This is a genomic window from Grimontia sedimenti, assembly GCF_011045095.1.
Classification (GTDB): Bacteria; Pseudomonadota; Gammaproteobacteria; order Enterobacterales; family Vibrionaceae; genus Enterovibrio; species Enterovibrio sedimenti.
Map to the genome: position 1 here is coordinate 342562 of NZ_JAALDL010000002.1, position 26586 is coordinate 369147.

Here is a 26586-nt window from a genome sequence, read left to right on the forward strand (position 1 = left end):
GTTTATATTTAACTCACTCCAACCATTCACGATGCGCTTTCTCTGCATCGCCCAGATAATCCAAAATCCAATTCACCGCCGGGTTTTCTTTGTCTGAACGCCACGCAATACAACAGGGGCTTTTGGCGGGAGGCTCCACCAGTGGTTTCTCAACCAACTCGCCACTTTCTAGATACGGCTGAGCCATATGTGATGGCATGGCTCCGATCCCTAACCCTGAGCGAAAACACTGAATGGCGCTATGCCAGTTGGGTACAGTGAGGCGACGCTGGTTGTCGAGCAGCCAGGTGGCGCGTTTGGGAAGAATACGGGAAGTGTCTTCAAGACAAATTGCAGGGTAAGCCAACAGTTGTTCATGTCTCAGAGGCTCAGGCTCTGCCGCCAGAGGATGGTCTTTCGAAACCACAAATCGCCAAGTGAGAATACCCATATCGCGATAACTTAGGTTTCCGCTGACTGGCACCGCCGCTGTCGCACCTATGGCAATATCTGCCCTGTCGTATGCCAATGCATCCCACACGCCATTGAACACTTCCATGGTCAGCAGTAGTTCTACGTCAGGGAAAGCATCGTAGAAGTCCCTAACCAATGAATCGACACGATCTTCACGCACCACGTTATCCAGTGCCAGAGAGACACTTCGCGTCCAACCGTTGGCAACACGCTGGGTTTGATCGCGTATCTCATCCATCCGCTTCATCAAGTCTCTCGCCTGTTGCACAAAGAACTCGCCAGCGGGGGTGAGTTTGACTGAGCGGTGTAATCGCTCAAATAAATTCACAGCAAGTTTCTCTTCCATCTGTCTGACGGTATAGCTCACCGCACTGGGAACTTTGTGCAATTCTTCGGCCGCGGCGGAAAAGCTACCACGACGCGCAACAGCATCGATAACTTGTAGATCTTGATAGGAAAACATACGAATCAAATTTTTTGAAAGCAGTGTGGAAATTTTAGCGTTTCACAGGGCTTTTCGCTAGCAGTAGACTGCGCGCATATTGCAACAACGGATAAGTAAAATGAAAAATACTGTTCCTATGACAACAATGATTTGGTTTGCTGGTTTGAGCATGCTCGGTTTTCTGGCGACTGATATGTACCTACCCGCTTTTGAAAACATCCGCCTTGAGATGGGTACAACTCAATCCATGATTGGTTTGTCGCTGACCGTGTTCCTATTGGGCATGGCGCTGGGTCAAATCGTTTATGGGCCCCTGTCTGACCGCATCGGCCGCATCAAAGTGCTGGTCGGCGGTATGGCGCTGTTCAGTGCTGCTACCGCAGCCTGTTTTATGGCCGACAGCATTGAAGTGTTCCTGGCTGCACGTTTTGTACAGGCGCTGGGTGCGTGTTCTGCTTCTGTGATTTGGCAAGCGGTAGTTATCGACCGTTATGACAGCAAAACGTCTCAACGCGTGTTCGCTACCATCATGCCATTGGTCGCTCTGTCTCCTGCCCTAGCGCCACTGGCGGGGGCGGCACTGGAATCTCAGTTTGGCTGGCGCAGCATTTTCATCGCGCTGGTTGCTTTGGGCGCGGTGCTGGTGATCACGACTCTGCGTCAGAAAGAAAGTGCGCCAGCAGTCAACAGCGATGAGAAGCTGGGTGCGAAACTGGTTAGCGATTACAAGAACATCATCAGCTCGCGCAAGTTCGTTGGCAACATGCTGGTATTCGCAGGCTGTTCTGCAGCGTTCTTTGCTTGGCTGACTGGTTCTCCGTTCGTGATGACAGAAATGGGTTACAACGGCGCTGACATCGGCATGAGCTATGTACCACAAACTATCGCGTTCATTGTCGGTGGGTACAGCTGTCGTGCACTCTTGAACAAGTTTGATGGTTCTGTGCTTCTGCCGTGGTTCGTGGGCCTGTTCATCGCGAGTGTTTCAATCATTTTCGCGGTGTCTTGGCAGACTGATGTGACTAACATTTGGCCGGTACTGATCCCATTCTGCTTCCTGGCAGCGGCGAACGGTGCGATTTACCCAATCGTAGTAAACAAAGCGCTGGAAGAATTTAAAACCTGTAGCGCAACGGCAGCGGGCCTGCTGAACTTCCTGCAGACGATGATCTGTTTCGTAGCAAGCGGCGTGGTATCTGCATTGGCTATCCACGGTCTGTTGACGGTATCAGCAGTGATGATGGGTGCTGGCGCAAGTGTAGCGCTGGGTCTGATGCTGAGCTGGAACGTTAACCGCGTAGCGATTGAAGATAACGCACAAGCGGCTTAAGAAGCTTCCCAATTTAAAACACCGCCTGCGATTACGCAGGCGGTGTTTTTGTTTCTGGGTTTTAGCTTACTCTTTCTTTATTCGTTCCACTCTTTGAAATGCTCGAGCAGATGGTCGATCGCGAGACGGGCCTTGAGGGGCAAGAATCGACGGTTTTGATACACCACCCATGAGGTAATGTTCTGCGTCCAGTAAGGTTCGAGAACAGGCACCAAACTCCCCTCTTCAACCGCCTTTTGAAAGCTGCTTTTTGGCATATAGCCAATGCCTAGTCCCGCTTTACAAGCTTCAATCATGGCATTCGCATTGTTACACCGGAAACGGCCAGATACCTTAATCGGCATCTCTTTACCATTCCTTTCAAAAAGCCAAGTGTCGTTATTGGTGATGAGGCATGAATGCTTTGCCAATGCTAGAGGATTCTCTGGCGTCCCATTTGCTAAAAGGTATTCTGGTGAAGCAACCGCCATCAAGTTTCTGTTTGCCAACTTTCTTGCCACCAGCCCAGAATCCTGCAAGCGACCGTAGCGAATGGCAAAATCAAAACCATCTTCAACAAAGTTCACGTGACGACTACTGAAATCCAACTCGACGGCGAGTTCGGGATGAAGTTTGGCGAATTCTACCAGTGCTGGCGCAACAAATTGTTCAGCAAAGGAGCCTGCCATACTGATCCGCAACGTTCCCTGCAAATCAAACTGCGCGCCTGTCACCATTTCGTTCGCTTGAGAAAGTCCACTTACCAACTCTTGGCATTGCAAGTAATACTGCTGCCCACTTTCCGTCAGTTTTACGGATCTTGTTGAGCGGGCAAATAACGCCGTTCCCAATCGCTCTTCCAAACGGGAAACCTGCCTTGATACATGGCTTACAGAGCAGTTCAGCCGCCGTGCAGCCTCACTGAATCCCTTTGCGTCAGCCACGGTGACGAACTCAACAATACCTTCAAAACTGAGTGAGCGTTTCTTCATTGATTATTGCCATATAGCAAAGTCGGTTTTCCATATTAATGGATTATCACCTAATTGGCGAAAGTATAGAGTATATCCATCGAGCGAACTGAACCCCGCTCACCGATAAAAAAGGATTACAGCATGAAAAAGATTCTGATCATTGTTACGAATCACGCCACACTTGGAACCACAGACCAGGCAAACGGCACATACGCACCAGAGTTGACTCACGCACTGGACGTATTTCTAAAAGCTGGCTTTGCCTATGACGTTGCCTCTATCAATGGTGGCGAAGTGCCTTTCTATGGCGAAGATATGGAAGGTGACGACGTTAACAGCCGTGTTTTCAACAACGATGAATTCCAGTCTCGTGTCAAGAACACTATTCCGGTGAGCCAGTTGAATGCCGACGACTACGACGCGATTTTCTACCCAGGTGGTTTTGGTCTGCTTTCTGACCTTGCACAGCATGCACCAACGGCAAACCTAGCAGCCAAGCTTTACGAAAATGGAGGTGTTGTTGGTGCAGTTTGTCACGGCCCTGCGGCTTTGTTGCCAGTCACGTTGAGCAATGGCCAGCCGTTGATTGCAGACAAAACAGTGACCGCTTTTACCCGTGAGGAAGAAGTAGATTTCGGCACCATCACGGATATTCCGTTCTTGCTGGAAGAGTCTTTGACACGCAAGGCTGCAAAATACAGCAAAATCCAACCTTGGGGCGTTCACGTGATTACTGACGGCAAGTTGGTGACAGGCCAAAACCCTGCAAGTGCGCATGGTGTAGGTGAAGCCATGGTTGAGCTTTTGAAATAATCATTCCTCGGAAGCGATAAGCAAAAAATCAAACGTCAGTGAAGAGCAATACCACTGCCTGCTCGACACTGGCGTTTACTTTTGCATACGCTTTGGAGTAACTAATTAGGCTTCTCGCTGCCCCACAGCCATGATGACCCTCATGTCTCCCATGCAGAATGGCTGGGTAATGGAAACCACATTAAGCCCTGCACTTTCGTAAGCCTCTTCAATTTCAATTGAAGAGAAGCCCACGCTGGAGTCACCCACTTTCTCCCAATCCCACTGAACCAACACACCTTTATCGGCGAGTAGCATTGTCAGTAATTCAATGGTTTCAGCATAATCAGGGACAAAAGCCAGCGCTGAAGAGGCTACCACCACATCAAAGCGTTTACCTGATTGGCGACAGTCACGAACAAAATCTTCGTCTACCTCACCCACCACTGTGGTGACATTGCCAAAACCCTTATCCTCCAACACTTGGATCATTTTGGTGGCAGGATCAATTGCCGTCACTGACGTGACACGAGGGGCGAGTTGCTCAGTCAGCAATCCGGTACCACAACCGAAATCCAGTACTTGTGCGCCGCGGATCTCGATGACTTCACAAAGGGTGCCGAAAGCTTTCTCTGAATAGGCAATGACGGCTTCGTTTTCATCCCATCCCGCCGCCAGATCATCCCAGCTTTCGCTCATTTTAGTACCCTTAATACGTAGTGAATCTATGGAAATGGTATGGCATTCTATAAAATGAATCTATTCAGTTGGGCCAAAACCCTTTCTAATTTCGACATTTTCATCGGTTCTGATGATTTTTCTCTGGCCCCAAAACGAAAAAGCCCGCTACTGCGGGCTTTGAATAGAATGAGAAGAGGCTTATGCCATTGGTCCGCCAAACCGGTGGAGGTTCGGGAACACAGTAGACAATCCCGCATTATTCATTCCCAGCCATTTCACCATGTGCGCAGCATATTGCTCATGGGCGATTTTAGGAATCAAGCGACCTTGACCGTTGTCATCCTGCCCACCGCGGGTGAAGTCTGGGTAAGTGCCGAAGCAAGTCCCCGAAGTAGTGCCACCACCAAACATGAAGTGACCACCACCCCAACCGTGATCGGTTCCCTCGCGCGAGTTATCGTGCATGGTGCGGCCAAACTCGGACAAAGTACACGTCAGTACGTTATCAGTGAGCCCTTCCTCATCCAATGTGGCATACAGTGCAGCAATCGCTTCAGAAAACTCTCTCATCAGTTCATCCTGACGACGAACTTGATTGTCATGAGTATCAAAACCACCCAGCGACACATAAAATACCTGGCGGTTATGACCCAATAACTGCGCACCTTCAATCATTTGCTTCACCGCACGCAGCTGCATACCCAGATTGGAGCCCGGAATACGGGTGTCCATTGGGATGGAATCGACAACAGGGCTCATCTGATCCTGCGCGTACATGGCTTGTTTTACCGCTTCGGCATAACCTGCCGTCAGTGGCGAATCATAGTATTGGTTGGCATTGTCTTCGTAACTGGAGCGCATCGCTGCATTTTGAAGCATCTTAAACGACTCAAAACCGTTCTTGTTAACGAAGATCTTGTCGGAATCGTAGGCATCTAACAGGGTATTCGGGCCAGTATGGAACGCGTTCGGCAAGCCACCATAGCTACGCGACAGTACATCCATCGACATACCCAGCCAACCGTTTTCACTGTAGTCCTGCCCCATCCAACTGTGCTGCCAAACTTCCTGTTGTTTGTTGTGCGCAAACAGGAAAGGAGGAAGCTCTGCGCGGTCTGCTGCTATATCATCCGCAGTAACTGGAGCAAGAAGTGGACCCACATTCAGGGCGATATTCGCTTTGCCTTGGTTAAAGAGGTGCATCAGGGGTGACATCGCTTTGTGCAGGCCAAACTGCACACCATTGGCATCCTTGATATTCAAAGGGTTGATCTGGCTACGCGAAACTAATGTGGAGTTACGTGACGACGCGTACTTATTGTAGTTGGTGCTGTCCAGTGGCAGTACCTGGTGGAAAAAATCGTTACCGCCAGCGAGGAAAACGCAAATTAGAGCTTTGTAATCTTCTGCGCCATTCGCTTTTACGCTGAAACTCATTGGAGCGGCAACCGTCGCACCCGCTGCACCCAGAGATTTGATGAAGTGTCTTCTTGTCAGTTTCATGCGCGGTTCTCCTGAACGTGGAAGTATGGTGATGCCAGAGCAATAAACAGTAAACGCTGTACCCATTTGCCCGGGTTCAAGTCCATCCCGTTATAATGTTTACGAAGTTCCTGTTTTAGTGGAGTAGGCATCGCGCCATTGAAAAAGCGTTCTGATGTTTCTTGGATAAAGCCTTCGATATTTTTAGCGGCAATCAATGATTTAAATTCTTCAACATTGATATAAAGCTGTTTAGCTAAAGGCGCGCTTAATTTCTGAAGGTTCAGACGAATAAGACCGTAAATAAAGTTGTGAACATAAATAATATGTGACCAGTCAACGATTTGTAGTTCTGGCGCAACCAAATTATTCTCTTTCACTACGCCTTTAGGTGCATAGTCTGGCAAGAAGAAATTAAATACCGATGGTGAACCCAGTGGATATTGATTACAGGTTTTCAAATAAACCAAATCAGTTTCCACCACTGCACTGCCAGCGCCCGGTTTAACATCCAGGGCTCGATATATAGCCACCAGAGACAACCAAGGCTCACGTACCTTACTCATGGTCGTCGGTGTTGCGGTGTAAACATCAGGGTCTGTCAAAATGGCCCAAACGACCGCTTTCAAGTCACCCGTCACGCCCATACCGTTATCGAGGAATACCTCAGCCACACGGCGAACGTAGTCAGGAGATGGGTTTGAGGTGGTCATTCGTTGAATCAAACCATGACAGATATTAGGTGCAGTCGATGGATGATGAAGCAACATATCCATGACCTGATCCATTTCCTGCTCTGCTGGCATGTTTTTCGGGAAACGATGCCCCAGCACTGATTTTTCACCGCGATCATGGTCAACAGCGTTATTCACCATTGGCACCATCAGATCCGCATCAGCGTGGTTCCAACCTGTGAAGACGCGTGCCAGCTCCTGAATGTCCTTTTCGGTATAGCAAGGAATTGGCTTGCCGTTACCATCCAGATAGTAGGTGCCATCCAGATCACGCTCATAAAGTCCGATTGAAAAGAGCTGCATGATCTCGCGGGCGTAGTTTTCATCAGGGCGGCGACCTGAAGCTGGGTCTCCTTTCTTGTTACCGACCATAGACAGGTATTGCCCCATCACCGGTGACACGGACACATCTTTCAGGAGGTCACGGAAGTTGCCAAACGCATGCTGGCAAAGAAGGTCGTTGTAGTTCGCGATAGCTGGCGCATGGTTGGCCAAATTCGGATCTTGATCCGACGCGACGAAGATTTGTGACAACGCATAGGCGACACGTTGGCGAAGTTGGTCTTTAGAGTAGAACGCGACATCCAGCCAGGCTCTTACACGGGTGGACTTTGAAGGTCTCTTCCCGTAGCCCTGCGCCACAAATTGCTTCTGGCATTGCTCTACGTGGGATGTCGCTGGAAGTGCTACTTGTTCATCAAACCAAGTTTTAGCGCGCTTATTTATTAAAATGTTTGCTTCGCCTTTCTTAGGACCGAAAGTCGCGAGGTCCAACCAACGCGAAGCATGTGCAAAAGAATCAAACTGCATATCAAATACCCTCAATTTGCCGAGGCAAACGGACCACTCTCCTTTGAGAGGCTGTCCGACTTTAACACCAGGTGTTATGCAAATGAGAATATTCATACTTTTCTAATCGAAAAATGTTTTGGTCTTAATTTTGGACTACATATTCAGAAAATAAATATTTTCCAATAAATGAGCCATGCGTTTATTTGATTTTTTACACCAATATGTTCTATGGGTTTTCATTCCCACAACTGGTTGTTGATAACGAATACAATGAATATTATTGATTAAATTCAATTGTTTTTGACGAGAATTAAGATGTCGTTATTTTTTACAGTTAATCAATATTACTTTAATATTCATTTGTTTATATTTGTATTTATCATTAAAAATAGACTAATTAGACATTAATTTTGTCGAATTTCACCGATTCACTGGATCGGTGTCTGAGGTTGAAAAGATATTTGATGGATAGGCGTGCCAGGTAACAGCGGCGTAAATGCATTATTTACATAATTTTCAAAGCCTTCACGATAAAAAGGCGATAATGGATGACCACTTTGCCCTCCTGGAAGCGTCAGAACCCCATTGACTTCGTCTCCTGGCTGAACAATAAGACGTTGAGAAGCACCAAAGGTTCTCCCCTGCACCGCAGGCATAAATCGGTCGCCAAACCCTGCCACGGGAGGCATATCTAAAATACCGCCTAAAATGGGGATTTGCTTGCTGAACGGATGCTGCACCTTTAGCTGATTAACTTCTCCCCATTTCAATGCTTGCAAAGAGCCATCGGCATGGCCTGTTATTTCAATCATGAGGGCATCGCGCATATCCAAGTAGACTTGCTTTAGAAAGGCATTCCAGCTTTCATGACCAGCAGGTAGCCAAGTCGGAGGCTGTTCCATCATCAGTTGCCAAAGTGCTGGTTCAATCTGTCGTTCAATGAGGGAAAGTGAAAGTTGCTGAGATTCAAGCTTGGTTTCAAGGGGTGCAAATAACGCATCAATAAGTGCATCACGGTATTTTCGCACCAAGGTATAACCAACAGAATCTGCACAGGCGCAGTTATTCCAACTGTTAAGCGCAACGATATCTTCCTGAAAAACGCCGGCATCCTGTTCTAGCACCTCAAGCAAGCGTGCATGCCAGCGTTTTAAGAACACGGCCTCATTGTCCAACTGGATGGCGTAGAAATCTTCAATATCGAAAAGATCTTTTTCCATCAATCTTTGTTTTATTTGTGCACTTCTCGCCCCGAGCGCGTATCCACCATTGCCAAAGCGTGGATCCTGCTTGGCACTAACGACACGGCTATTGCCTGTCCAAATTCGATCAGTTTTCGGGTTCATGGAAAAAGGGACATCCTTCGCTTGTTGCCACCAGCGTTGGTCGAATCGCGAAGAGGCTTCCGGCCTCGAGAGCGGTTTGCGTCTATCAGGTAGGGCTCCCGTCGCCTGCCAAGCGATATTGCCGGCAGAGTCCGCCACCACTAGATTCTGTACCGGTATGCCAGTATTTTTGCTGACCCCCAAAGCTTCCTGAACCGTTTTTGCCTGTTCCAGTTTCATCAGGTTCAAATTGACGGCATAGTCTCGGTGCGCCACCCAACTCAAGGCATATTTAAGGCCATTTATCACCTTAACTGGCCCATACTGACTTTGCTCGAGCAGGTACTTGTGTTCGCCTTCTTTTAGGGGAATGGTTTCTGTTTCCAGCGTCGTTTTCTCTTTGGGGCTCAACAGATACCAGTCTGCCGTATCCATATATCCATTGGTAAAGCCCCAAGCCACATGACCATTTGTTCCCACCACGACGGCCGGTGCGCCCGGTAAGCTCACTCCCGTGATTTGGGTTAGGTCATCACCTGAAAGGAGATTGATTTGGGTGCGATACCAGATAATGGGCACATTCAAACCGAGATGCATGTCATCAGAAAGCATGGCTTTGCCATTTCGGGTTAAAGAACCGCGTACCGCCCAGTTGTTACTCCCCACCGCCTGCGGTTTTTCTATTGTGATCTGCTGGGCATTCGCCAATAAAGATGGGTTCAAATCTGGAACAGACTGGGGCTTTATTGTGGTGGTTGAGCCATCCAATGCAGCCTGAAACGGCGAAGGTTGAAGAATGAAGCGGGCGATTTCGTCACCAAAATTGTTGTGTAGCGCGTCGATCAGTAGATCACGTTCAAGACTTCTTCCCTGCAAGTCCAGATACATACTGAAGATTGCCAATACCGAATCTTCTGGCTTCCATGGCAAGGGTTGGGTTTGAGTGACCAGATATTCAAAGGACGGCAGTGAAAGCTGGGCTAACGCATCATTCACGCCATTGGCGTAGGTTTCTAACGATAGCTGATCTTCTTTTGACAGTTGTTTAAAGGCGGCTTCACTTCGTTTGCGGAACTGATGGAAACGACGGTTTTCATCAATGGGCAATGCCGCCTCTCCAAACAAAGCAGACAATTCTCCTGCTGCGTTTCTTCTGAGTAGATCCATCTGGAAGAAGCGATCTTGCCCATGGGCATATCCAAGCGCATAGGAAGCATCAAGACGGTTCTCGGCGATAATAATAGCAGTGCCTAATTCATCGCGCTGCAGATGAACTGTATCGCTCACACTGTTTGAAGAGGCACTACCAGAGAGTGTTGGAAGGCTGAGCGTGAGCGCGCCGTAAAATACAGCGGTCGCGAGTAGCGCCAGCAAGATAGCACTATAGATGACAAATTTAATTGCCTTGAGCATCAGTCTTCCATGACTCCTTAGTTTTCTTGAATGTAGTCAACACTGACTGGTTTATTAGACTTCGTGAATAGTAACTGCACGCATTGAGTGTCATTTCAACACATTGAGGGCGCTGAAAAAATAACCACTCAAGCAAAAGCGGCCACAAACGTGACCGCAACGCCAGATTTTTTACAACTTGTCGCTTAAGTGTGACTATGTATACCTATTAAGTTTCCTTCACTGTCACGAAGCTGTGCGAAAAAGCCAAAGTTTTCACCAATTGCTGTTTTAGGGACAACAACAGCTTCTTCCGTTACGCGGCCTAAAACATCCTCAATGCTGTTTACACCAAAGTAGACAGTAGTCGCTGAAGCACCAGGCTCGCCCAAGACCAAAGCGCCGGTCGCACCATAGGCTGTTTCTTTTTCAACGGGGAACCAAGCCATTTGCTGCCCACCCACTTCTTGTTTACTTAGCGTCATGCCTAAAGCGGCTTCGTAAAATGCCATTGCTCTGTCCATTTATACCCAAACAACCTGAAGATGCATGATTCAGCGAGATTGACTGGCGTTGTGATCGCGGCGTTCCTTTGCAGGTGTAGTTCATCTCCATCAAAAAGGAACAACAATGAGCACGGCGTCAGTCAACTCGCCCGAAGGGAGGCCTTCAATGCGCCCACTTCTTCGTTAAACTCCACGGAAATAGAATGACTATTCCTCGCGGAATTTGCCTCGAATTGAACGCATTGATGACCTCTGAGTGCGAGCATCTTCAGGTCGTTTGGGTATAGCTAACTGCAATTTCAAACCAACCAACAGGATTCATCTTCCTTTCTCCTTCTGTGTTTTCTTGAAATCTAGCTGATGATTGTCTTCTTAGCAGAAAAAGAGGGGGATAAAAAAACGCCCCCTTAAATAAGGAGGCGTTTTTATCAAAGTCAGGACGATTTCCTGTTACAGATGCTCACCTACGCGCAGTGATGCAATGCGCTTATCTAATGGAGGGTGAGTCATGAACAGTTCGCTAAGCGATTTCTTGCCATTGATGCCGAAAGCCATCATAGAACCTTCAAGGCGGCTCTCATGGCTCATTTTCAGGCGCTCCAGCGCTGCAATCATTTTCTCTTTACCTACCAGCTTGGCAGCACCAGCATCCGCTTTGAACTCGCGATGGCGGCTAAACCACATGGTCAGGATGCTTGCCAGCAGGCCAAACACGATTTCCAGAATAGAAGATACGATGAAGTAAGTGATAAAGCTGCCGCCACCTTCACCCTCTTCATCACTGTTGTTAACACCACTAATGGCGCCAGCAATAAGGCGGGAAATGAAGATAACGAAGGTGTTCACAACACCTTGCATCAGAGTCATAGTCACCATATCGCCATTTGCGATGTGGCTGACTTCGTGCGCCAGAACTGCTTCTGCTTCATCACGGGTCATGTTTTCCAGCAGACCGCTGGAAACCGCAACCAGTGAATCATCGCGCTTCGCGCCTGTCGCGAAAGCATTGATGTCGTCTGAGTAGTAAACAGCAACAGTTGGCATACCAATGCCTGCTTGCTGAGCCTGACGGCTCACTGTGCTCATTAGCCAGTGCTCAGTCTCGTTACGTGGGTGTTCGATAACTTGGCCGCGCACTGAACGTAGTGCCATAGATTTCGACATCATCAGCGAAATCAGTGAGCCACCAAAACCGAACAATGCTGCCATCACCAATAGTCCAGACAAGCTGCCAGGTTGCAGACCGGTAACAGCGTATACGATGTTTAGTACGATGCTGAAGACAAACAGTACAGCAAGGTTTGTCATCAGAAATAATGCGATGCGTTTCATTGCGTCAATATTCTCCGAATCATGAAAGCGTATTACTCAAGCTACCTCAAGTCGCTGATCGCAGTGACCTCAGCTAGCTTGGGTATACAGTTCGAATAGTAGGGTCGAAATGTGGAAAAACAAGCCTGTGTAACAATTTAAAACACAAATCACAGGAATTTGTTGTTTTTGTTCTCTTGGTCAGAGGGTTAAAAGAAAAACCATTCACTCCTACTCGACCTTGAAGCCAAAGCATTCATCTACGTCATGTGCTTTGGAGTGGGTCAGCTCTGTACACTCTGCTATGGATTAACATCTCCACTACTCGTTATTTGCGAGGGAGCACAGTTTAAAACGCAAATTCTTGCAAACATACGCCGTATGCTATTTTTAAACCGTACAAATAACCATCAATAGATAAGGGTGTACGACGAGGGTATTAGACTTTTGTCGAGTTGTAATTATCGCTATTGAGGAATAACGTACGCACAAGGACGAAATGCCGAAGGCATATATTGTGGCCCTGCAGGGACGCGATTCTAAGGAGAGAGAATCATGGCTGACAAAGAAAACTATCGTATGGCAATCGATATCCTTTGCTGTCACTTGGGAATGAGCTTTGACGAAGCTTGTGCCGAGTTGGGGCTTGCCGACGATGAGAATCAAAAGCTCAAAGAAGTGTCCGATGTTCAGCAATCGCTGATGGGCTTGCTGCCGGAAGATAGCAAATAAGCACCAAACCAAGTTCCAAAAAAGCCAGCTTTAAGCTGGCTTTCTTTTTGTCACAACCCCAGTGGTGAGATGTCTATGTACCCACTCAAGTCACGCGACTTGATGGATGGCATGTAAGGGATCTCACCCAGCTTAGGCACTTTCAGGTGATGTTCCAGTGTTTTGACGATATCACTGTAGTGCTCTGTCCCCGGGTTAACGCGGTTCGCGACCCAGCCCACGATTTCCATGCCATCTCGGCGAATCGCTTCAGCGGTCAGATAAGCGTGATTTAAACAGCCCAGCTTAATACCAACAACTAGAATCACGGGCAGCTTCTCACCCACAACCCAGTCCGCCAGCGTAGTGTCATAAGTGACAGGCACTCGCCAACCTCCAGCACCTTCTACTAATGTGAATTCCGATCGCGCCTGCAGATTCTTCAAGCCATCTGTTAGAAGACTAAAATCGACCGTTTCATTTTCCAATTCAGCAGCAATATGCGGTGAACAAGCCGCATGCAAAAGACACGGATTCACGTCTTCGTAGCTAACTTCTACTGTCGTACATTCACGCAGACGAATGGCGTCTGAGTTCATTGGGCCTTGTTCTGTTTCCTTACTGCCTGCAGCCACAGGCTTGTAACCTGCCACACTATAGCCAGCCTTGGAGACGGCCTGCATCACCGCCATTGATGCGACGGTTTTTCCAACTTCGGTATCCGTACCTGTGACGAAAAAGCTTTTATTCATTATTTATAGCTCCAAAGCAAACCTGATACGTAGCGGGTACGGTGCCATCTTCGTTTCGGTAAACGTCATATGCGCTTTCCAATTCAATAAAGGCACGTCTGCCAACTAATCCCGCACTTCTGCCCTCTTGTAAATGCGTAGCACCAATCCCTTTTAGGTCTTTCATCAGTGCCAACGCCGAGGGGTAATACTCCGTAATCGGCTTACATTCTATGTGGTAGTGGTTGCAGTGAGCTTGAGCGAGCGCAATGTTTACCTGCTTGTGTGATAAAAAGGTATTAACGTGAGACTGCCCGTTCACTTGACGCCACGATTGCTTCAGCTCTTCCAGCGAACCTTCTAACAAGGTCGTAAATAGGATTTTGCCCCCCGGCTTCACGACTCTTTTTAACTCATTCAAAGGGACAGAAAGGTCATGACACCATTGCAATGCCAATGAACTGAAAGCAATATCAACACTGCTATCTGCCAATGGCAGTGCTTCGGCATCGGCGGAGACATAGTCCACGCTGTCTCCGCAACGTGACCTCGCCTGCTCAAGCATCTTGTCGGAAAGATCGAGCGCAATCATGTTTGCGCCCTGCTCCAGAATTTGTTTGGTGAAATAGCCAGTGCCGCAGCCCAAATCAAGGACAGTCTTACCTTGCCAATCCGTATTCATGTCCATCAGCAAATGGCCAACACGTCGCTGAAATGAAGCGCTGTTGTCATACGTTTTTGCCGCACGGCCGAAGGCGTCTTTGATGGCTTTCTTTTCGTCATTCAGCATGGTGAATGCACCTTGCTGAAGATCCATAGCCTGACTCATGATGCCTCCTGCAAAATCTGGCTCAGTGTCGCTGCTAACTCTTTCACTTGCGATTCGCTTTGGTTGACTGACAACGTAATTCGAAGGCGGGAGGAATTTGCTGGCACCGTCGGTGGACGAATCGCCCCCGTCCAAAAACCAGATGCTTTAAGGGATGTTGCTGCAATTTGCATACGTTCTACATCGCCTAGTACAACGGGTTTGATTGGCGTTATCGTAGGAATGACTTCTGAGACGTCAGCTAGCGAAGAGTGAAAAAGCTCAGAGAGTGCAGTAAGTTTTTCACGACGCCATGATTGTGTGCTGATGACCTCCACCGCTTGTGTTAAAGCATGTGCCTGAGCAGGAGGCATCGCAGTTGAATAAACGTAGTGACGGGCAAACTGCGTCAAATAATCGTGGACACTCTCACTGCAAAGTACGGCCGCGCCCATCATTCCGAAGGCTTTACCAAAGGTCACGATCAGTATGTCAGGTTTAATACCTGCATGATTACTACTACCTCGACCATCTTCGCCTAGAATCCCGCAGCCATGCGCATCGTCCACCATCAGCCATGACCCGTGAGCTTCACATTGTGCTTTCACATCAGCCAGTGGTGACAAATCACCATCCATACTGAAAACGCCTTCTGTGACCGTCAACGTTGGGCTGTCTGCTTTCTGGAGAAGTGCGCCAAGTTTAGTCACATCATTATGGGGAAAGCGTTTCATAGTGGCTTCAGACAGCATCCCTGCTTCCATTAAAGAGGCATGATTGAGCTTGTCTTGAAGCAGCAAATCTCCCTTTTCTAGCAAAGAGAAAATCACCGCCTGATTGGCAGAGAAACCACTGTTAAACAATATTACTCGATCAAAACCCAGCCACTCGCAAAGCTGGTCTTCCAAGAACTGGTGGGCTTTAGAGAAGCCAGTTACCAACGGCGAAGCTGTGCTTCCCGTGCCGTAAAGGGAAAGCCCCTCATGCCAGGCTTTGATGAGGGATGCGTCCTGAGCGAGGCCAAGGTAATCGTTGCCCGAGAAGTTCACGAACTGGCGATTATCTTGGTCCGTTATCAGTCCGTCTTGGCGGCTGAAAGCAGCCACCTGACGGTGAAGGCGTTGTTGCCGCCGCGCTTCGAGCCTCTGCTCGATACGGCTTTGCAGCTGGCATTGTTCACGCATTGTCGAAGCACGCTCCTAAACGTTCGCTTCGTAGAAGAGATCGTCTTTGCCCGGACGAGAAGCTACGCGTTCTGCCACTTGAGTCAACAGCGTTTCTTCCTGAACCTGATCCGGTTTTTGAACAGCCTGCTCGCTGTTAATGCCCAGCTTCTTAAAGAGCATCATATCTGAGTCTTCATCTGGGTTTGGCGTAGTCAGTAGCTTACATCCGTAGAAAATCGAGTTCGCACCTGCCATAAAACACATGGCTTGCATCTGTTCATTCATGTTTTCACGACCAGCTGAGAGACGAACGGCAGACTTTGGCATCATGATGCGCGCCACGGCAATAATACGAACGAAGTCAAAAGGCTCAACGTCGTCGACGCTTTCCATCGGCGTACCTTTGACCTTAACAAGCATGTTAATTGGCACACTTTCTGGGTGATGTGGAAGGTTCGCCAGCTCGACAAGCAGACCAGCACGATCTTGTTTGCTCTCGCCAAGGCCGATGATACCGCCGGAACATACTTTCATGCCCGCTCCGCGAACATGAGATAACGTGTCCAGACGATCCTGGAATGTACGGGTAGTAATAATGTTGCCGTAGTGCTCGCGAGAGGTATCCAGGTTGTGGTTGTAGTAATCCAAACCTGCACCTGCTAGCTCATTCGCTTGATCCGAACTCAACATGCCAAGCGTCATACAGGTTTCAAGGCCCATACCTTTCACACCCTTGATCATGTCTTTCAGATAAGGCATGTCACGCTCTTTCGGGTTTTTCCACGCTGCGCCCATGCAGAAACGCGTCGCACCTGAGTTCTTCGCTTTTTGCGCTGCATCCAGAACACGCTCTACCTCCAACAAACGCTCTTTCTCAACGTCTGTACGGTAATGTGCGCTCTGGGGGCAGTACTTACAGTCTTCAGGACACGCGCCAGTCTTAATGGAAAGCAGTGTGCTGACTTGCACTTGGTTAGCGGGTTGGTACTGTCGGTGAATCTGTTGCGCTTCAAACATCAGATCCATAAAAGGTTTTTCAAAAAGGGCCTGTACTTCCTCGACAGTCCAGTTATGGCGAACGTCCACCTGTCTTTCCTCAAATTGATTAAACGATAACTTGTCCAGTCTAAGGTCGCCCTTTACAATGTCAACAGCAAACACTTTACATAGTTTACATCTGGATATTTTTTAAGCATGGATATCGCATTCGACCGCAATCACATTTGGCACCCTTATACATCCACCATTAACCCACTGACTTGTTATCCCGTTAGCCGGGCGGAAGGCGTTCACATTTATCTGGAAGATGGCACCGAGCTTATTGACGGCATGTCTTCTTGGTGGGCAGCGATTCATGGCTACAACCATCCTGTATTGAATGAAGCTGTTACATCTCAGCTAGCCAACATGTCTCACGTGATGTTTGGTGGCATCACACACGAGCCGGCGATCGAGTTGTGTAAGAAGTTGGTAGCGATGACTCCGCCTTCGCTTGAGAAAGTATTTCTGTGTGATTCAGGCTCTATTTCTGTAGAAGTCGCGCTCAAAATGGCGCTGCAGTATTGGCATTCAAAAGGAGAAAGCCGGGCGAAGTTCTTGACGCTTCGCCACGGCTATCACGGCGACAGTTTTGCAGCCATGTCAGTGACCGATCCAGATAACTCGATGCACAAACTCTATAAAGGCTTCCTGCCGGAACACATCTTCGCGGACTCCCCGCAATGCGGTTTCCACGATGAGTGGGACGAAAATGACATTGCCGATTTCAAAGACAAACTAGAAAGCAATGCAAAGCAAATAGCAGCTGTGATCCTCGAACCTATCGTTCAAGGAGCAGGTGGGATGCGGATTTATCACCCAACCTTCCTCAGACGCGTCAGGGAGCTATGCGACGAGTTCGGCATCCTTCTAATCTGCGATGAAATCGCGACAGGTTTTGGCCGCACAGGCAAGCTTTTCGCTTGTGAACACGCTGGTATCGAGCCCGACATTCTCTGCCTAGGCAAAGCCTTAACGGGGGGCTATATGACCATGGCGGCAACTATCACTTCCAAGCATGTTGCAGACACAGTGTGTGGCGGTGAAGCGGGTTGCTTTATGCACGGCCCAACCTTTATGGGAAACCCTCTCGCTAGTGCTGTGGCCAACGCCAGCCTCCAATTACTTCAAGACACTCCTTGGCAGGGAAAAGTACTTGGTATCGAAGCAAAGTTAGCTGAATTACTTCCAGCATTGATGGAAACGCCACACGTAAAAGATGTACGTTGGCTTGGTGCTATCGGTGTGGTGGAAACGCACTCACCCGTCGATGTCGACACCATACAAAAACACTTCATTAACAAAGGGGTATGGATCCGTCCATTTGGTCGATTGGTTTACATCATGCCGCCATACGACATGAACAGTGTGCAATTACAGCAACTGGTTGAAGCTATTCGTTCTGGCTTGAATGACTATTTTAATAGCAAAGGTTAAAAAGCGGTGATCGCACACATTGTTCCCTCCGTAAATTTCTACGTGATTTTATGGAGGTTTCAATGCACTTAGGTCTTTTCCCATTACCACTGTTTTTATTGCCAGGCGGTGTGACCAAGCTGAGGATTTTTGAGCCGCGCTACGTGCGTCTGGTAAAAGAATCTATGGCGACCGACAGCGGCTTCGTTCTGGCAATGAAAGACGGTGATGCAATATGCCGCTTTGGCACGCATGTGAAGATCGTCGATTTTGAAACCCTGCCAGACGGGCTTCTTGGTATAACTATACGAGGCCAATCCCGTGTCAAACTCGACAACATAGGACAGGAAGAGGATGGATTATGGATTGGCAATGCCGAGGCACTACCTGATTGGAATGAAGTCGAAGTTGCCGGCGTGTTGGGCGAAGCGCTGGAAAACCTGTTTGATGCGCACCCTGAACATGCCTCCCAATACCATAGCGAAAAGCAATTTGATGATATGTTGTGGGTCTGCCAACGCTGGTTGGAAATCCTTCCGCTGGCAAACAATCAACGCCAATGGTTTTTGGCACAGCAAGACCTACAAGAAGCAAAACAATTCATTTCCTTGCTCCTCACAGAAGAAAAAATTTGATGTATTAGTGATCCAAAATTGAATTTAATTCGTTTCGACTGATAAGACATTTAAAGGACACAATCATCATGGAACTGGTCGAAAGCACTTATAATTCAAGCAACCAGAAGCGATCAAACAGTCGGTCATCTATGTCTACACCTACTCCTGAACATTTGGCGGAGTTACTCACACTCGTTGCGAACAACAGAGACGATAAGGCTTTTTCAAGCCTCTTTAGTCATTTCGCTCCGAAAATCCGAGCTTATGGTCTTCGCCATCTCAGAGCAGACGGCCAAGCGATGGAGTTGGTGCAAGAAACCATGATACTGGTATGGCGCAAAGCACACTTATACGACGGTTCCAAAGGCGGGGCTTCCACCTGGGTCTTTACGATCATGCGTAATGTGAGTTTTGACATGCTCAGAAAAGTGAAGAGTAACAGAGAAGATTGTTTGAGTGGCGATATTTGGCCGCTTATTGATGGAGAGGTCGGCGACCAAGAAGACGAAGCTCTGCAGGATCAGATCCAAACTCAGCTTCTCTCTTACATCGATTTGCTTCCTGATCTTCAGCAGCAAGTCGTGAGAGGCGTCTACTTGAAACAACTGACACACCAAGAACTCGCAGATCAGCTCAACGTACCACTTGGCACAATTAAGTCGCGTTTAAGACTGGGTTTACAAAAACTGCGTAGTCATCTGGAGGTAAACAATGATTAAGTACCATCCGTCTGAAGCTTTACTAGCGTCGCACGCGGCGGGTGAATTACCGGCGTCAATGTCTATCGCCGTAGCAGCTCACTGCGAACTGTGCCCTTGCTGTGCAGAAAAGCTCACACATTATGAGGCAAAAGCCGCAGACGCAGCATTTAATGACGACAATGTTATAGAGCAAGATAACGTCCAAGAAGACATTTTTGCCGATATGATGGCGTCCATCATCAGCGGAGAAAGCGCGCCATTGACGAAAGTCTCCGCATCACCTGTTTCGGAGATCGAGGTCGCTGGTGAGCGTTACAATTTGCCCACGGCACTTCGCCGCTACCACCATCTAGGTTGGAGTTCGATCGGTGCTATAAGCCGAGCCAGGCTTCCATTGAATGAGGGCGACACAAGAGCGAGCCTGCTTCATATCGGTATGAATGGTAGCGTTCCAAGCCACACACACAAGGGCATGGAAGTAACGCTGCTACTGAGTGGTCATTTCGAAGACGAGCACGACAAATATGTCCCAGGCGATTTTATCGTTCTTGATAGCTCGAATCATCATACGCCACAGACCCATGATGGATGCCTATGCTATACCGTCGCTGATGCTCCACTTCACTTTACCAAAGGGGTGAGTCAGCTGCTGAACACCGTAGGTAGGGTTATTTATTAAAGCGATAAATTCAGCCTGATACATTCACAGCTCATCTAAAGCGCCCTGTAGGGCGCTTTTTTATTGGCTTCATTAACAACTGATAAACAGTAATTTATCCAACACATTACATTATTTATTACAAATATACCGTTATAAAATCATGCATATGCGATCTGATTGTATATTTTATATCATTTTCCGCTTTACAGAACGGCAGCCCTACTGATTTAATCCAACCGCTAACCTCGTGTTAACAGTTTTACCTCAAGCGTGATGACGTTTGAGGCTTTGTAGGTTATGGGCCCAAGACCCTTACACAGTGAAGTGAGAATATAATGAAGCAAACACAATCTCCTCTCGCTCGCATTGCCAATGCCAGTCTGGTTGTCCAGATTCTGGTCGGTATTATTGCGGGTGTCGCGTTGGCAAGTTTTTCGCCAGAAAGTGCCAAAGCCGTTGGATTCCTGGGCGGACTTTTTGTCAATGCATTGAAAGCTGTCGCGCCAATTCTGGTATTCATCCTGGTTGCCGCATCCATTGCTAATCAACGCAAAGGCCAACATACACATCTTCGTCCAATCGTTATCCTTTACCTTGTTGGTACCTTTGCAGCTGCACTGACAGCAGTAACCATGAGTTTTCTGTTTCCAACGGAACTGACGCTAACAGCCTCTGACGCTGCAATCGCACCGCCTGAAGGTATTGTTCAGGTCATCACTACCCTACTGTTCAGCATCGTTGACAACCCAATCAATGCCCTGATGAATGGCAACTTCATCGGTATTCTTGCATGGGCAATTGGTTTAGGGATCGCTCTTCACCACGCGAATGACACCACAAAAACCGTATTCGGTGATGTTGCGGAGAGCGTGTCTTTTATCGTTCGTAACATCATCAAACTAGCACCACTGGGTATCTTTGGTCTGGTGGCGAAAACCTTTGCGGAAACTGGTTTTGAAGCACTGATGGGCTATGCTCACCTGTTAGCCGTTTTACTTGGAAGCATGGCGATCATCGCACTGGTCGTTAATCCAATTATCGTCTACTTCAAAACACGCTCTAACCCATACCCATTAGTGTTCCAATGCCTGCGTGAAAGTGGCATGACTGCCTTCTTTACGCGAAGCTCCGCTGCCAACATCCCTGTGAACATGCAGCTATGTAACCGTTTGAAGTTGGATAAAGACACTTACTCCGTTTCAATCCCTCTGGGTGCGACCATCAACATGGGCGGTGCGGCGATTACCATTACAGTGCTGACGCTGGCGGCAGTTAACACTCTGGGCATTCAGGTAGATCTGGCAACTGCACTTCTGCTAAGCATTGTTGCGGCAGTTTCGGCATGTGGTGCATCTGGTGTAGCAGGCGGTTCTCTACTGCTGATCCCTCTGGCGTGCAACCTGTTTGGCATTCCTAATGATGTGGCGATGCAAGTTGTCGCGGTAGGCTTCATTATCGGCGTGGTTCAAGATTCAGCTGAAACCGCACTAAACAGCTCAACAGACGTAGTGTTTACTGCGGCGGCTTGTCGTGAAGTAGAGCGAAAAGCGGTACTGGAAAAGCTGGCGAAATAGCAACCTGTTCCCATATTTTGACAAAGGCGCTTCGGCGCCTTTTTTATTGGTTCTCAATTTCGCTCCGTTCAAAGCTTCATCAAACGTCTATCTTGGTTTACAGAAAGGTTTAGACGTCTAGACTGATAGCTTTCCTTTCTCCAAATTTATCCTATATAATCCCGCCTCATTTTTTGCGAGCCACTTAAAATATTTGCATCACGAAGCGTCCTGGCTCGCCTTCGATCAGCCGGGCGTGAAAGGTTATCTATGAATCTCTCTGCAAAAACAGTCGTTATTATTGCTATTGGTGCCGCTCTTTACGGCATCGGTGGCTTGCCCATGTTTGGTATCCCCGTTTTTGCCAACACCACACTGAAACCTGCTATGGCGATTCTGGCGCTGTTCAGCGTGCTCTTTGGCCCAGGTGTCGGTTTTTTTGTTGGCTTCATTGGCCACTGGGTGACAGACCTTTTCGCTGGATGGGGCGTATGGCTGACCTGGGTATTGGGGTCAGGTATTGTTGGTATGATCATCGGCCTCTTCCCGGTTCTAACCAGAAAGCGCCTCAAATATGGCCACTTCAAGCTGCCTGATGTGTTCTTGTTTTCGCTTTTAGCATTGCTCGGCAATGTGGTCGGTTACGGCTGCTCAGCTTTTCTTGACACTATTTTGTACGCAGAACCTTTCACCAAGGTGTTTATCCAGCTTTGTATCATTGCCGCTGGTAATGCTTTGCTCGTGTCAGTTGTCGGCTACTTCATCCTGCAATCTGTCGCCAAGCGCAATAGCCAGTGCCGTAACCTGACTGAGGCCTGACCGTTCTCCATGACCATCGAATTTAAAAACTTCAGCTTCCGTTACGATGCGCTGGTAAACCCGACGCTTAAAAATATCAATCTGCGTATTGAGAAAGGTGAAAAAGTCCTGATTATTGGCCCAAGTGGAAGCGGGAAATCCACGCTGGGTCAGTGTATTAACGGTTTAATTCCTCATGCTGTAGAAGGCGATATTTCTGGCGACCTTTTTATTGGCGGTCACAACGCTAACACCATGTCGTTGGTTCAGCATACCGAACAAGTCGGCACCGTTTTGCAAGATACCGACAGCCAGTTTGTTGGCCTAACCGTAGGTGAAGACATCGCTTTCGCACTGGAAAACCAACAGGTTTCAGTTGCTGATATGTACCCTGTTGTGAAAGCCACTGCCAAGATGGTTGAGCTGGAAACCCTACTCAACCATGCGCCTCATGATCTATCCGGTGGCCAGAAACAACGCGTATCTCTTGCTGGCGTGCTGGTCGACGATGTCGATGTGCTGCTGTTCGATGAACCGCTAGCCGCTCTTGACCCAAAAACAGGCAAGCGCACCATTGAAATTATCGACCAACTTCACCGTGATACCGGTAAAACTATCATCATCATTGAGCACCGTTTGGAAGATGTGCTGACCCAACATGTTGACCGAGTGATACTGATGGATAACGGTACCATAGTGGCAGACACCACACCGAATGCGCTGATGATGTCTGGTTTGCTTGAAACTCATGGTATCCGCCAACCGCTCTACTTTTCTGCTCTCAAACATGCAGGTTGTCAGCTGACTGAATCCGATTCTCCTGCTTATCTGTCAGCGCTACCTGTCGAGAAGTTCAAAGAATCGCTCCAACATTGGGCAACAGTGAACAACGCTTCTGCTCGCACAGAAAATCAGCAGCCTTTGCTAACTGTGGAAGAACTCACCTACTCCTATGACGGTGAGAAAAATGCGCTTGAAGACGTTTCCTTCACTGTTTACCGCGGCGAATTGGTATCCATTCTCGGTAAAAACGGTTCGGGCAAATCCACCATCACCAAGCTGGTGATGGGTGTGTTGGAGCCAGACTCAGGAAGCATCACTTTCGAAGGTCAGGATTTCAATCAGATGTCGATTTTTGAGCGAAGCAAGAAAGTCGGCGTCGTAATGCAAAACCCTAATCATATGATCTCCCACCATATGATCATGGATGAAGTGGCATTCGGCCTGAAAAACCAAGGCTTGGATGACAAAGAGATCGAACAACGCTGTCTTGAAGTACTTGAATTCTGCGGTCTGAGAAAATACCGACACTGGCCGGTTGATGCACTCAGCTACGGCCAGAAGAAACGTGTCACTATCGCTTCTATTCTAGTGATGGAACCTGAACTGCTAATTCTGGACGAACCGACTGCGGGTCAGGATTACCGTAACTACACCGCGATGCTGTCCTTCATCAAACGACTAAACGAAGAACGTGGAGTGACAGTGATCATCATCTCCCATGACCTGCACCTGGTGCTTGAAAACACCACCCGTTCGATCGTAATTGCTGACAGTAAGTTGATTGCTGATGCACCAATGACTGACGTCTTCAGTCAGCCGGCTTTATTAGAGAGTGCCAACTTAACCACCACCAGCCTTTATGAGCTGGCAGAGCGGGCTGATATCAGCGATATCAATGGATTCATGCAGCAGTTTATTGAGACAGAGAGCAACGCCAAATGAAAGCATCCAAAATGAAGTTCGGTATCAACTACATTGATACTCAATCGCCACTTCATGCGCTAAATGGCATCACCAAATTTGCCCTGTTTATGGCTTGGGTCACTGTGGTTCTCACGACCTTCGACCTGCGTATTATTGTTGCAATGGTGCTGCTCGGCCTAGCCTTGCTGAAGATGACAGGCGTAGCCTTTCAGGTTTATAAACCACTTTTGTTGGGTACATTGAGCGTGCTCGGCATGAATGCCTTGTTTATGTTTTTGGTTGCGCCCCAACAAGGCTCAGAATGGACAAACACTGCAACTGAGATCATTGCGTTACCGGGTCACTATTCGCTAACCCAGGAAACCTTGTTTTACTTACTCACGGTCACGTTGAAATACTTCAGCATGTTCCCTATCGCGCTGGTGTTTGTGTTTACCACTCACCCAACGGAGTTTGCCTCTAGCCTGAATCGCATTGGTGTACCCTACAAGATTGCTTATGCGGTCAGCCTGACGCTTCGTTATCTGCCAGAAGTGAAGAATGATTTCGTCAATATCATGCATGCACAGCAAGCTCGCGGTGTGGATTTCTCAAAGAATGCACCGCTGATGACACGTTTCCGTGGTGTGGCAAAAATTCTTATTCCACTGATTTTTTCCAGCCTAGATCGTGCCGACGAAATCTCTAATGCCATGACACTTCGCGGCTTCGGACGCAATAAATCGCGTACTTGGTATAACGAGCGCCCGCTGGCTCTGAAAGACTGGAGCATGCTGGCACTTATCGCTATCTGTGTTGCGCTGGCGCTGACGAAACGCTCGCTCGACAATGGTGTTGTCTGGTACCCGCTACAATACCAATCGTAGTAAATATCTGCTCATCCTAGCTTGTTAAAATGCTCGATAACTGTGTTGAAAAATTTGATTGTAGAATAACGACTTATTGAAATTTTTTGCCTTGCTCTCGAGCATTTTTCCTGCGCTATTTCTGATCACCTACCTACTGTGATTGGTATAAACAACAAAAGGAGCCAATGGCTCCTTTCTGCATTGTCACTCTTAGGGGCTGTCGATCTTTACCCTTCCAGCACCTTCATCAGCAAGTACCCGTCATACATGGCGCGTTTCACCAGTGCAGCGCCTGGCATGGTTGCCTGTGTATAGAAATGGCTTTCTTCCAGTATCAAGTTCTCAAAGTAATGTGGAAGTGTTTGGTTTTGAATGCGCTCCATGATGGCTGGGTACAACACAGATTTCGCCTGGTTGAATTCACCGCCAATCAAAATTCGCTCTGGGTTAAACAAGTTCACCACGATGGCAATTGCCTGACCCAGATTGTGTCCGAGCTCAGTGATCACTTTTACCGCAACACCGTCACCCGCTATTGCCGCAGCACAGAGAGAATCAATCGTCAGCGGTTTGTCCTGCAATACACTTTCATGGCCTTGATCCAGCAGTACCTGCGCATCTTCGAGCACTGCTTGTAAACTGGCCACCGTTTCCAGACAACCGCTGTTTCCGCAATAGCAGCGTTTGCCGAAAGGTTTAATCTGAATATGACCTAATTCGCCGATGTTACCCACTTGGCCTTCAAGCACTTTGCCGTCAATCATGATGCCAGCGCCGACACCGTGGTGGATCGAAATCAGTACTGAGTTTTCAACATCACGCGCATTCCCGAACAGCTTTTCCGCCAATGCCCATGAACGGGTGTCATTACCGATAAAAACAGGTAAGCCTGTCGCACGGTGAATAGCTGGTCCCAAAGGCATATTGTGGACATCATAGTGCGGCATTTGAATCACAATACCTTGCGTGCTGTTCACCAAACCGGGCAGGGAAACGGCAATGGCAGTGACACGATCAACCACCTCAGAGTGGGTGGAGAAGAACTGGTTGATGTGTTGCTGAATCAATTCGAGCAGTAAGTCTTGTTCAAGCACCAGAATGTCATGGCGTTCTTCCACCAAAATGTCGCCACCCAACTCGTGGAGTGCCAGTGTCAGGTAGCCACGTCCAAGACGGATAGAAAGGAATTGCCAGCCTTCATTGTTTAACACCAATCCGATAGCAGGACGTCCACGGCTGACTGGCTCACCGTACTCAGTCTCTTTGACCAAATGGGCTTCAATCAGCTCACGGGTGATTTTGGTAATACTGGCAGGCGCTAGCTGGCTGCGCTTAGAGAGTTCAATTCGGGAGATTGGCCCTAGCTGATCGATCAACTTATATACTGCTCCAGCGTTGTTACGCTTGATGTGATCTATATGTCCTGGCTGGGCGAGGATCATCCCATACTCCCTGTAAAATTCTTGAATAATGAATTTTTTTACTTTGCGAAGTAATTGTGAAGCGTCATGAGATAATGTCGTGAAGCTCGTCACGAGCTAATTAATTTACCGCATAGATAAAAAGCTCAGATTCATAAAATCAATAAGTTAGCGCCATTTCAATCGGTAAGAGATGTATCTGTTTATTTCGGGT

The 26586-nt window shown here is 48.1% G+C and carries 24 protein-coding genes; 11 read left to right on the forward strand and 13 right to left on the reverse strand.

Features of this window, described 5'->3' with window-relative positions:
* Positions 1-13: 13 nt before the first annotated feature.
* Positions 14-916, reverse strand: coding sequence for a DNA-binding transcriptional activator PunR (gene punR, locus G5S52_RS04370; protein ID WP_165011946.1), 903 nt, complete (start codon positions 914-916; stop codon positions 14-16).
* Positions 917-1016: 100 nt separating this feature from the next.
* Here punR and punC point away from each other — a divergent pair, with 100 nt between their 5' ends.
* Entirely contained in the window at positions 1017-2228 is a 1212-nt protein-coding gene (gene punC, locus G5S52_RS04375) for a purine nucleoside transporter PunC (RefSeq protein ID WP_165011947.1), read from the forward strand.
* 77 nt (positions 2229-2305) lie between these two features.
* Here punC and G5S52_RS04380 read toward each other — a convergent pair whose 3' ends face one another.
* Positions 2306-3199, reverse strand: coding sequence for a LysR family transcriptional regulator (locus G5S52_RS04380; RefSeq protein WP_165011948.1), 894 nt, complete (start codon positions 3197-3199; stop codon positions 2306-2308).
* A 123-nt stretch (positions 3200-3322) separates the two neighbouring features.
* On the opposite strand from G5S52_RS04380, the gene G5S52_RS04385 reads away from it, so the two are divergent.
* The gene (locus tag G5S52_RS04385) at positions 3323-3994 is read left to right on the forward strand and encodes a type 1 glutamine amidotransferase domain-containing protein (RefSeq protein WP_165011949.1); all 672 of its coding nucleotides are present in this window, start codon (positions 3323-3325) and stop codon (positions 3992-3994) included.
* A gap of 105 nt (positions 3995-4099) precedes the next feature.
* On the opposite strand, the gene G5S52_RS04390 is transcribed toward G5S52_RS04385, so the two are convergent.
* The 6 genes from G5S52_RS04390 to htpX form a co-directional block, all read right to left on the reverse strand.
* Positions 4100-4672: a class I SAM-dependent DNA methyltransferase gene (locus tag G5S52_RS04390; protein WP_165011950.1), complete on the reverse strand. Its 573-nt coding sequence runs from the start codon at positions 4670-4672 to the stop codon at positions 4100-4102.
* Positions 4673-4852: 180 nt separating this feature from the next.
* A complete protein-coding gene (locus G5S52_RS04395; RefSeq protein WP_165011951.1) occupies positions 4853-6157 on the reverse strand; it encodes a DUF1501 domain-containing protein in 1305 nt (434 codons plus the stop codon).
* Positions 6154-7680: a DUF1800 domain-containing protein gene (locus tag G5S52_RS04400; RefSeq protein WP_165011952.1), complete on the reverse strand. Its 1527-nt coding sequence runs from the start codon at positions 7678-7680 to the stop codon at positions 6154-6156. The genes G5S52_RS04395 and G5S52_RS04400 overlap by 4 nt, the downstream gene beginning before the upstream one ends.
* A gap of 410 nt (positions 7681-8090) precedes the next feature.
* Positions 8091-10400: a penicillin acylase family protein gene (locus G5S52_RS04405; protein WP_165011953.1), complete on the reverse strand. Its 2310-nt coding sequence runs from the start codon at positions 10398-10400 to the stop codon at positions 8091-8093.
* Positions 10401-10585: 185 nt separating this feature from the next.
* Positions 10586-10891 (reverse strand): VOC family protein, encoded by a 306-nt coding sequence (locus G5S52_RS04410; RefSeq protein ID WP_235956088.1) that lies wholly within the window; start codon positions 10889-10891, stop codon positions 10586-10588.
* 444 nt (positions 10892-11335) lie between these two features.
* Positions 11336-12217: a protease HtpX gene (gene htpX, locus G5S52_RS04415; protein ID WP_165011955.1), complete on the reverse strand. Its 882-nt coding sequence runs from the start codon at positions 12215-12217 to the stop codon at positions 11336-11338.
* A gap of 534 nt (positions 12218-12751) precedes the next feature.
* Here htpX and G5S52_RS04420 point away from each other — a divergent pair.
* Positions 12752-12928, forward strand: a complete 177-nt coding sequence (locus G5S52_RS04420) for a hypothetical protein (RefSeq protein ID WP_002535055.1) — start codon at positions 12752-12754, stop codon at positions 12926-12928.
* Between the two features lie 50 nt (positions 12929-12978).
* On the opposite strand, the gene bioD is transcribed toward G5S52_RS04420, so the two are convergent.
* From bioD to bioB, 4 genes are read right to left on the reverse strand one after another with little or no spacing between them, the layout of a single operon-like run.
* Positions 12979-13659: a dethiobiotin synthase gene (gene bioD, locus G5S52_RS04425; RefSeq protein ID WP_165011956.1), complete on the reverse strand. Its 681-nt coding sequence runs from the start codon at positions 13657-13659 to the stop codon at positions 12979-12981.
* On the reverse strand, positions 13652-14467 hold the full coding sequence (bioC, locus tag G5S52_RS04430) for a malonyl-ACP O-methyltransferase BioC (protein ID WP_165011957.1): 816 nt from the start codon (positions 14465-14467) through the stop codon (positions 13652-13654). The genes bioD and bioC overlap by 8 nt, the downstream gene beginning before the upstream one ends.
* Entirely contained in the window at positions 14464-15630 is a 1167-nt protein-coding gene (gene bioF / locus G5S52_RS04435) for an 8-amino-7-oxononanoate synthase (RefSeq protein WP_165011958.1), read from the reverse strand. Before bioF ends, bioC begins: the two co-directional genes overlap by 4 nt.
* A 15-nt stretch (positions 15631-15645) precedes the next feature.
* Complete coding sequence (bioB, locus tag G5S52_RS04440; protein WP_062662009.1) at positions 15646-16698, reverse strand: biotin synthase BioB; 1053 nt, start codon at positions 16696-16698, stop codon at positions 15646-15648.
* Positions 16699-16806: 108 nt separating this feature from the next.
* Here bioB and bioA point away from each other — a divergent pair, with 108 nt between their 5' ends.
* From bioA to G5S52_RS04480, 8 genes are all read left to right on the forward strand, one after another.
* On the forward strand, positions 16807-18087 hold the full coding sequence (bioA, locus tag G5S52_RS04445; protein WP_165011959.1) for an adenosylmethionine--8-amino-7-oxononanoate transaminase: 1281 nt from the start codon (positions 16807-16809) through the stop codon (positions 18085-18087).
* A 62-nt stretch (positions 18088-18149) separates the two neighbouring features.
* A complete protein-coding gene (locus G5S52_RS04450) occupies positions 18150-18701 on the forward strand; it encodes an LON peptidase substrate-binding domain-containing protein (RefSeq protein WP_165011960.1) in 552 nt (183 codons plus the stop codon).
* A gap of 68 nt (positions 18702-18769) precedes the next feature.
* Positions 18770-19402: a sigma-70 family RNA polymerase sigma factor gene (locus tag G5S52_RS04455; protein ID WP_062662015.1), complete on the forward strand. Its 633-nt coding sequence runs from the start codon at positions 18770-18772 to the stop codon at positions 19400-19402.
* Positions 19395-20063 (forward strand): ChrR family anti-sigma-E factor, encoded by a 669-nt coding sequence (locus tag G5S52_RS04460; protein ID WP_165011961.1) that lies wholly within the window; start codon positions 19395-19397, stop codon positions 20061-20063. The genes G5S52_RS04455 and G5S52_RS04460 overlap by 8 nt, the downstream gene beginning before the upstream one ends.
* A gap of 317 nt (positions 20064-20380) precedes the next feature.
* Entirely contained in the window at positions 20381-21619 is a 1239-nt protein-coding gene (sstT, locus tag G5S52_RS04465) for a serine/threonine transporter SstT (protein ID WP_165011962.1), read from the forward strand.
* 249 nt (positions 21620-21868) lie between these two features.
* A complete protein-coding gene (locus G5S52_RS04470) occupies positions 21869-22417 on the forward strand; it encodes an ECF-type riboflavin transporter substrate-binding protein (RefSeq protein WP_165011963.1) in 549 nt (182 codons plus the stop codon).
* A 9-nt stretch (positions 22418-22426) separates the two neighbouring features.
* On the forward strand, positions 22427-24121 hold the full coding sequence (locus tag G5S52_RS04475; RefSeq protein WP_165011964.1) for an ABC transporter ATP-binding protein: 1695 nt from the start codon (positions 22427-22429) through the stop codon (positions 24119-24121).
* Positions 24118-24969, forward strand: coding sequence for an energy-coupling factor transporter transmembrane component T family protein (locus G5S52_RS04480; protein ID WP_165011965.1), 852 nt, complete (start codon positions 24118-24120; stop codon positions 24967-24969). Before G5S52_RS04475 ends, G5S52_RS04480 begins: the two co-directional genes overlap by 4 nt.
* Positions 24970-25178: 209 nt before the next feature.
* On the opposite strand, the gene mlc is transcribed toward G5S52_RS04480, so the two are convergent.
* The gene (gene mlc, locus G5S52_RS04485) at positions 25179-26393 is read right to left on the reverse strand and encodes a sugar metabolism global transcriptional regulator Mlc (RefSeq protein WP_165011966.1); all 1215 of its coding nucleotides are present in this window, start codon (positions 26391-26393) and stop codon (positions 25179-25181) included.
* Between the last annotated feature and the right edge of the window lie 193 nt (positions 26394-26586).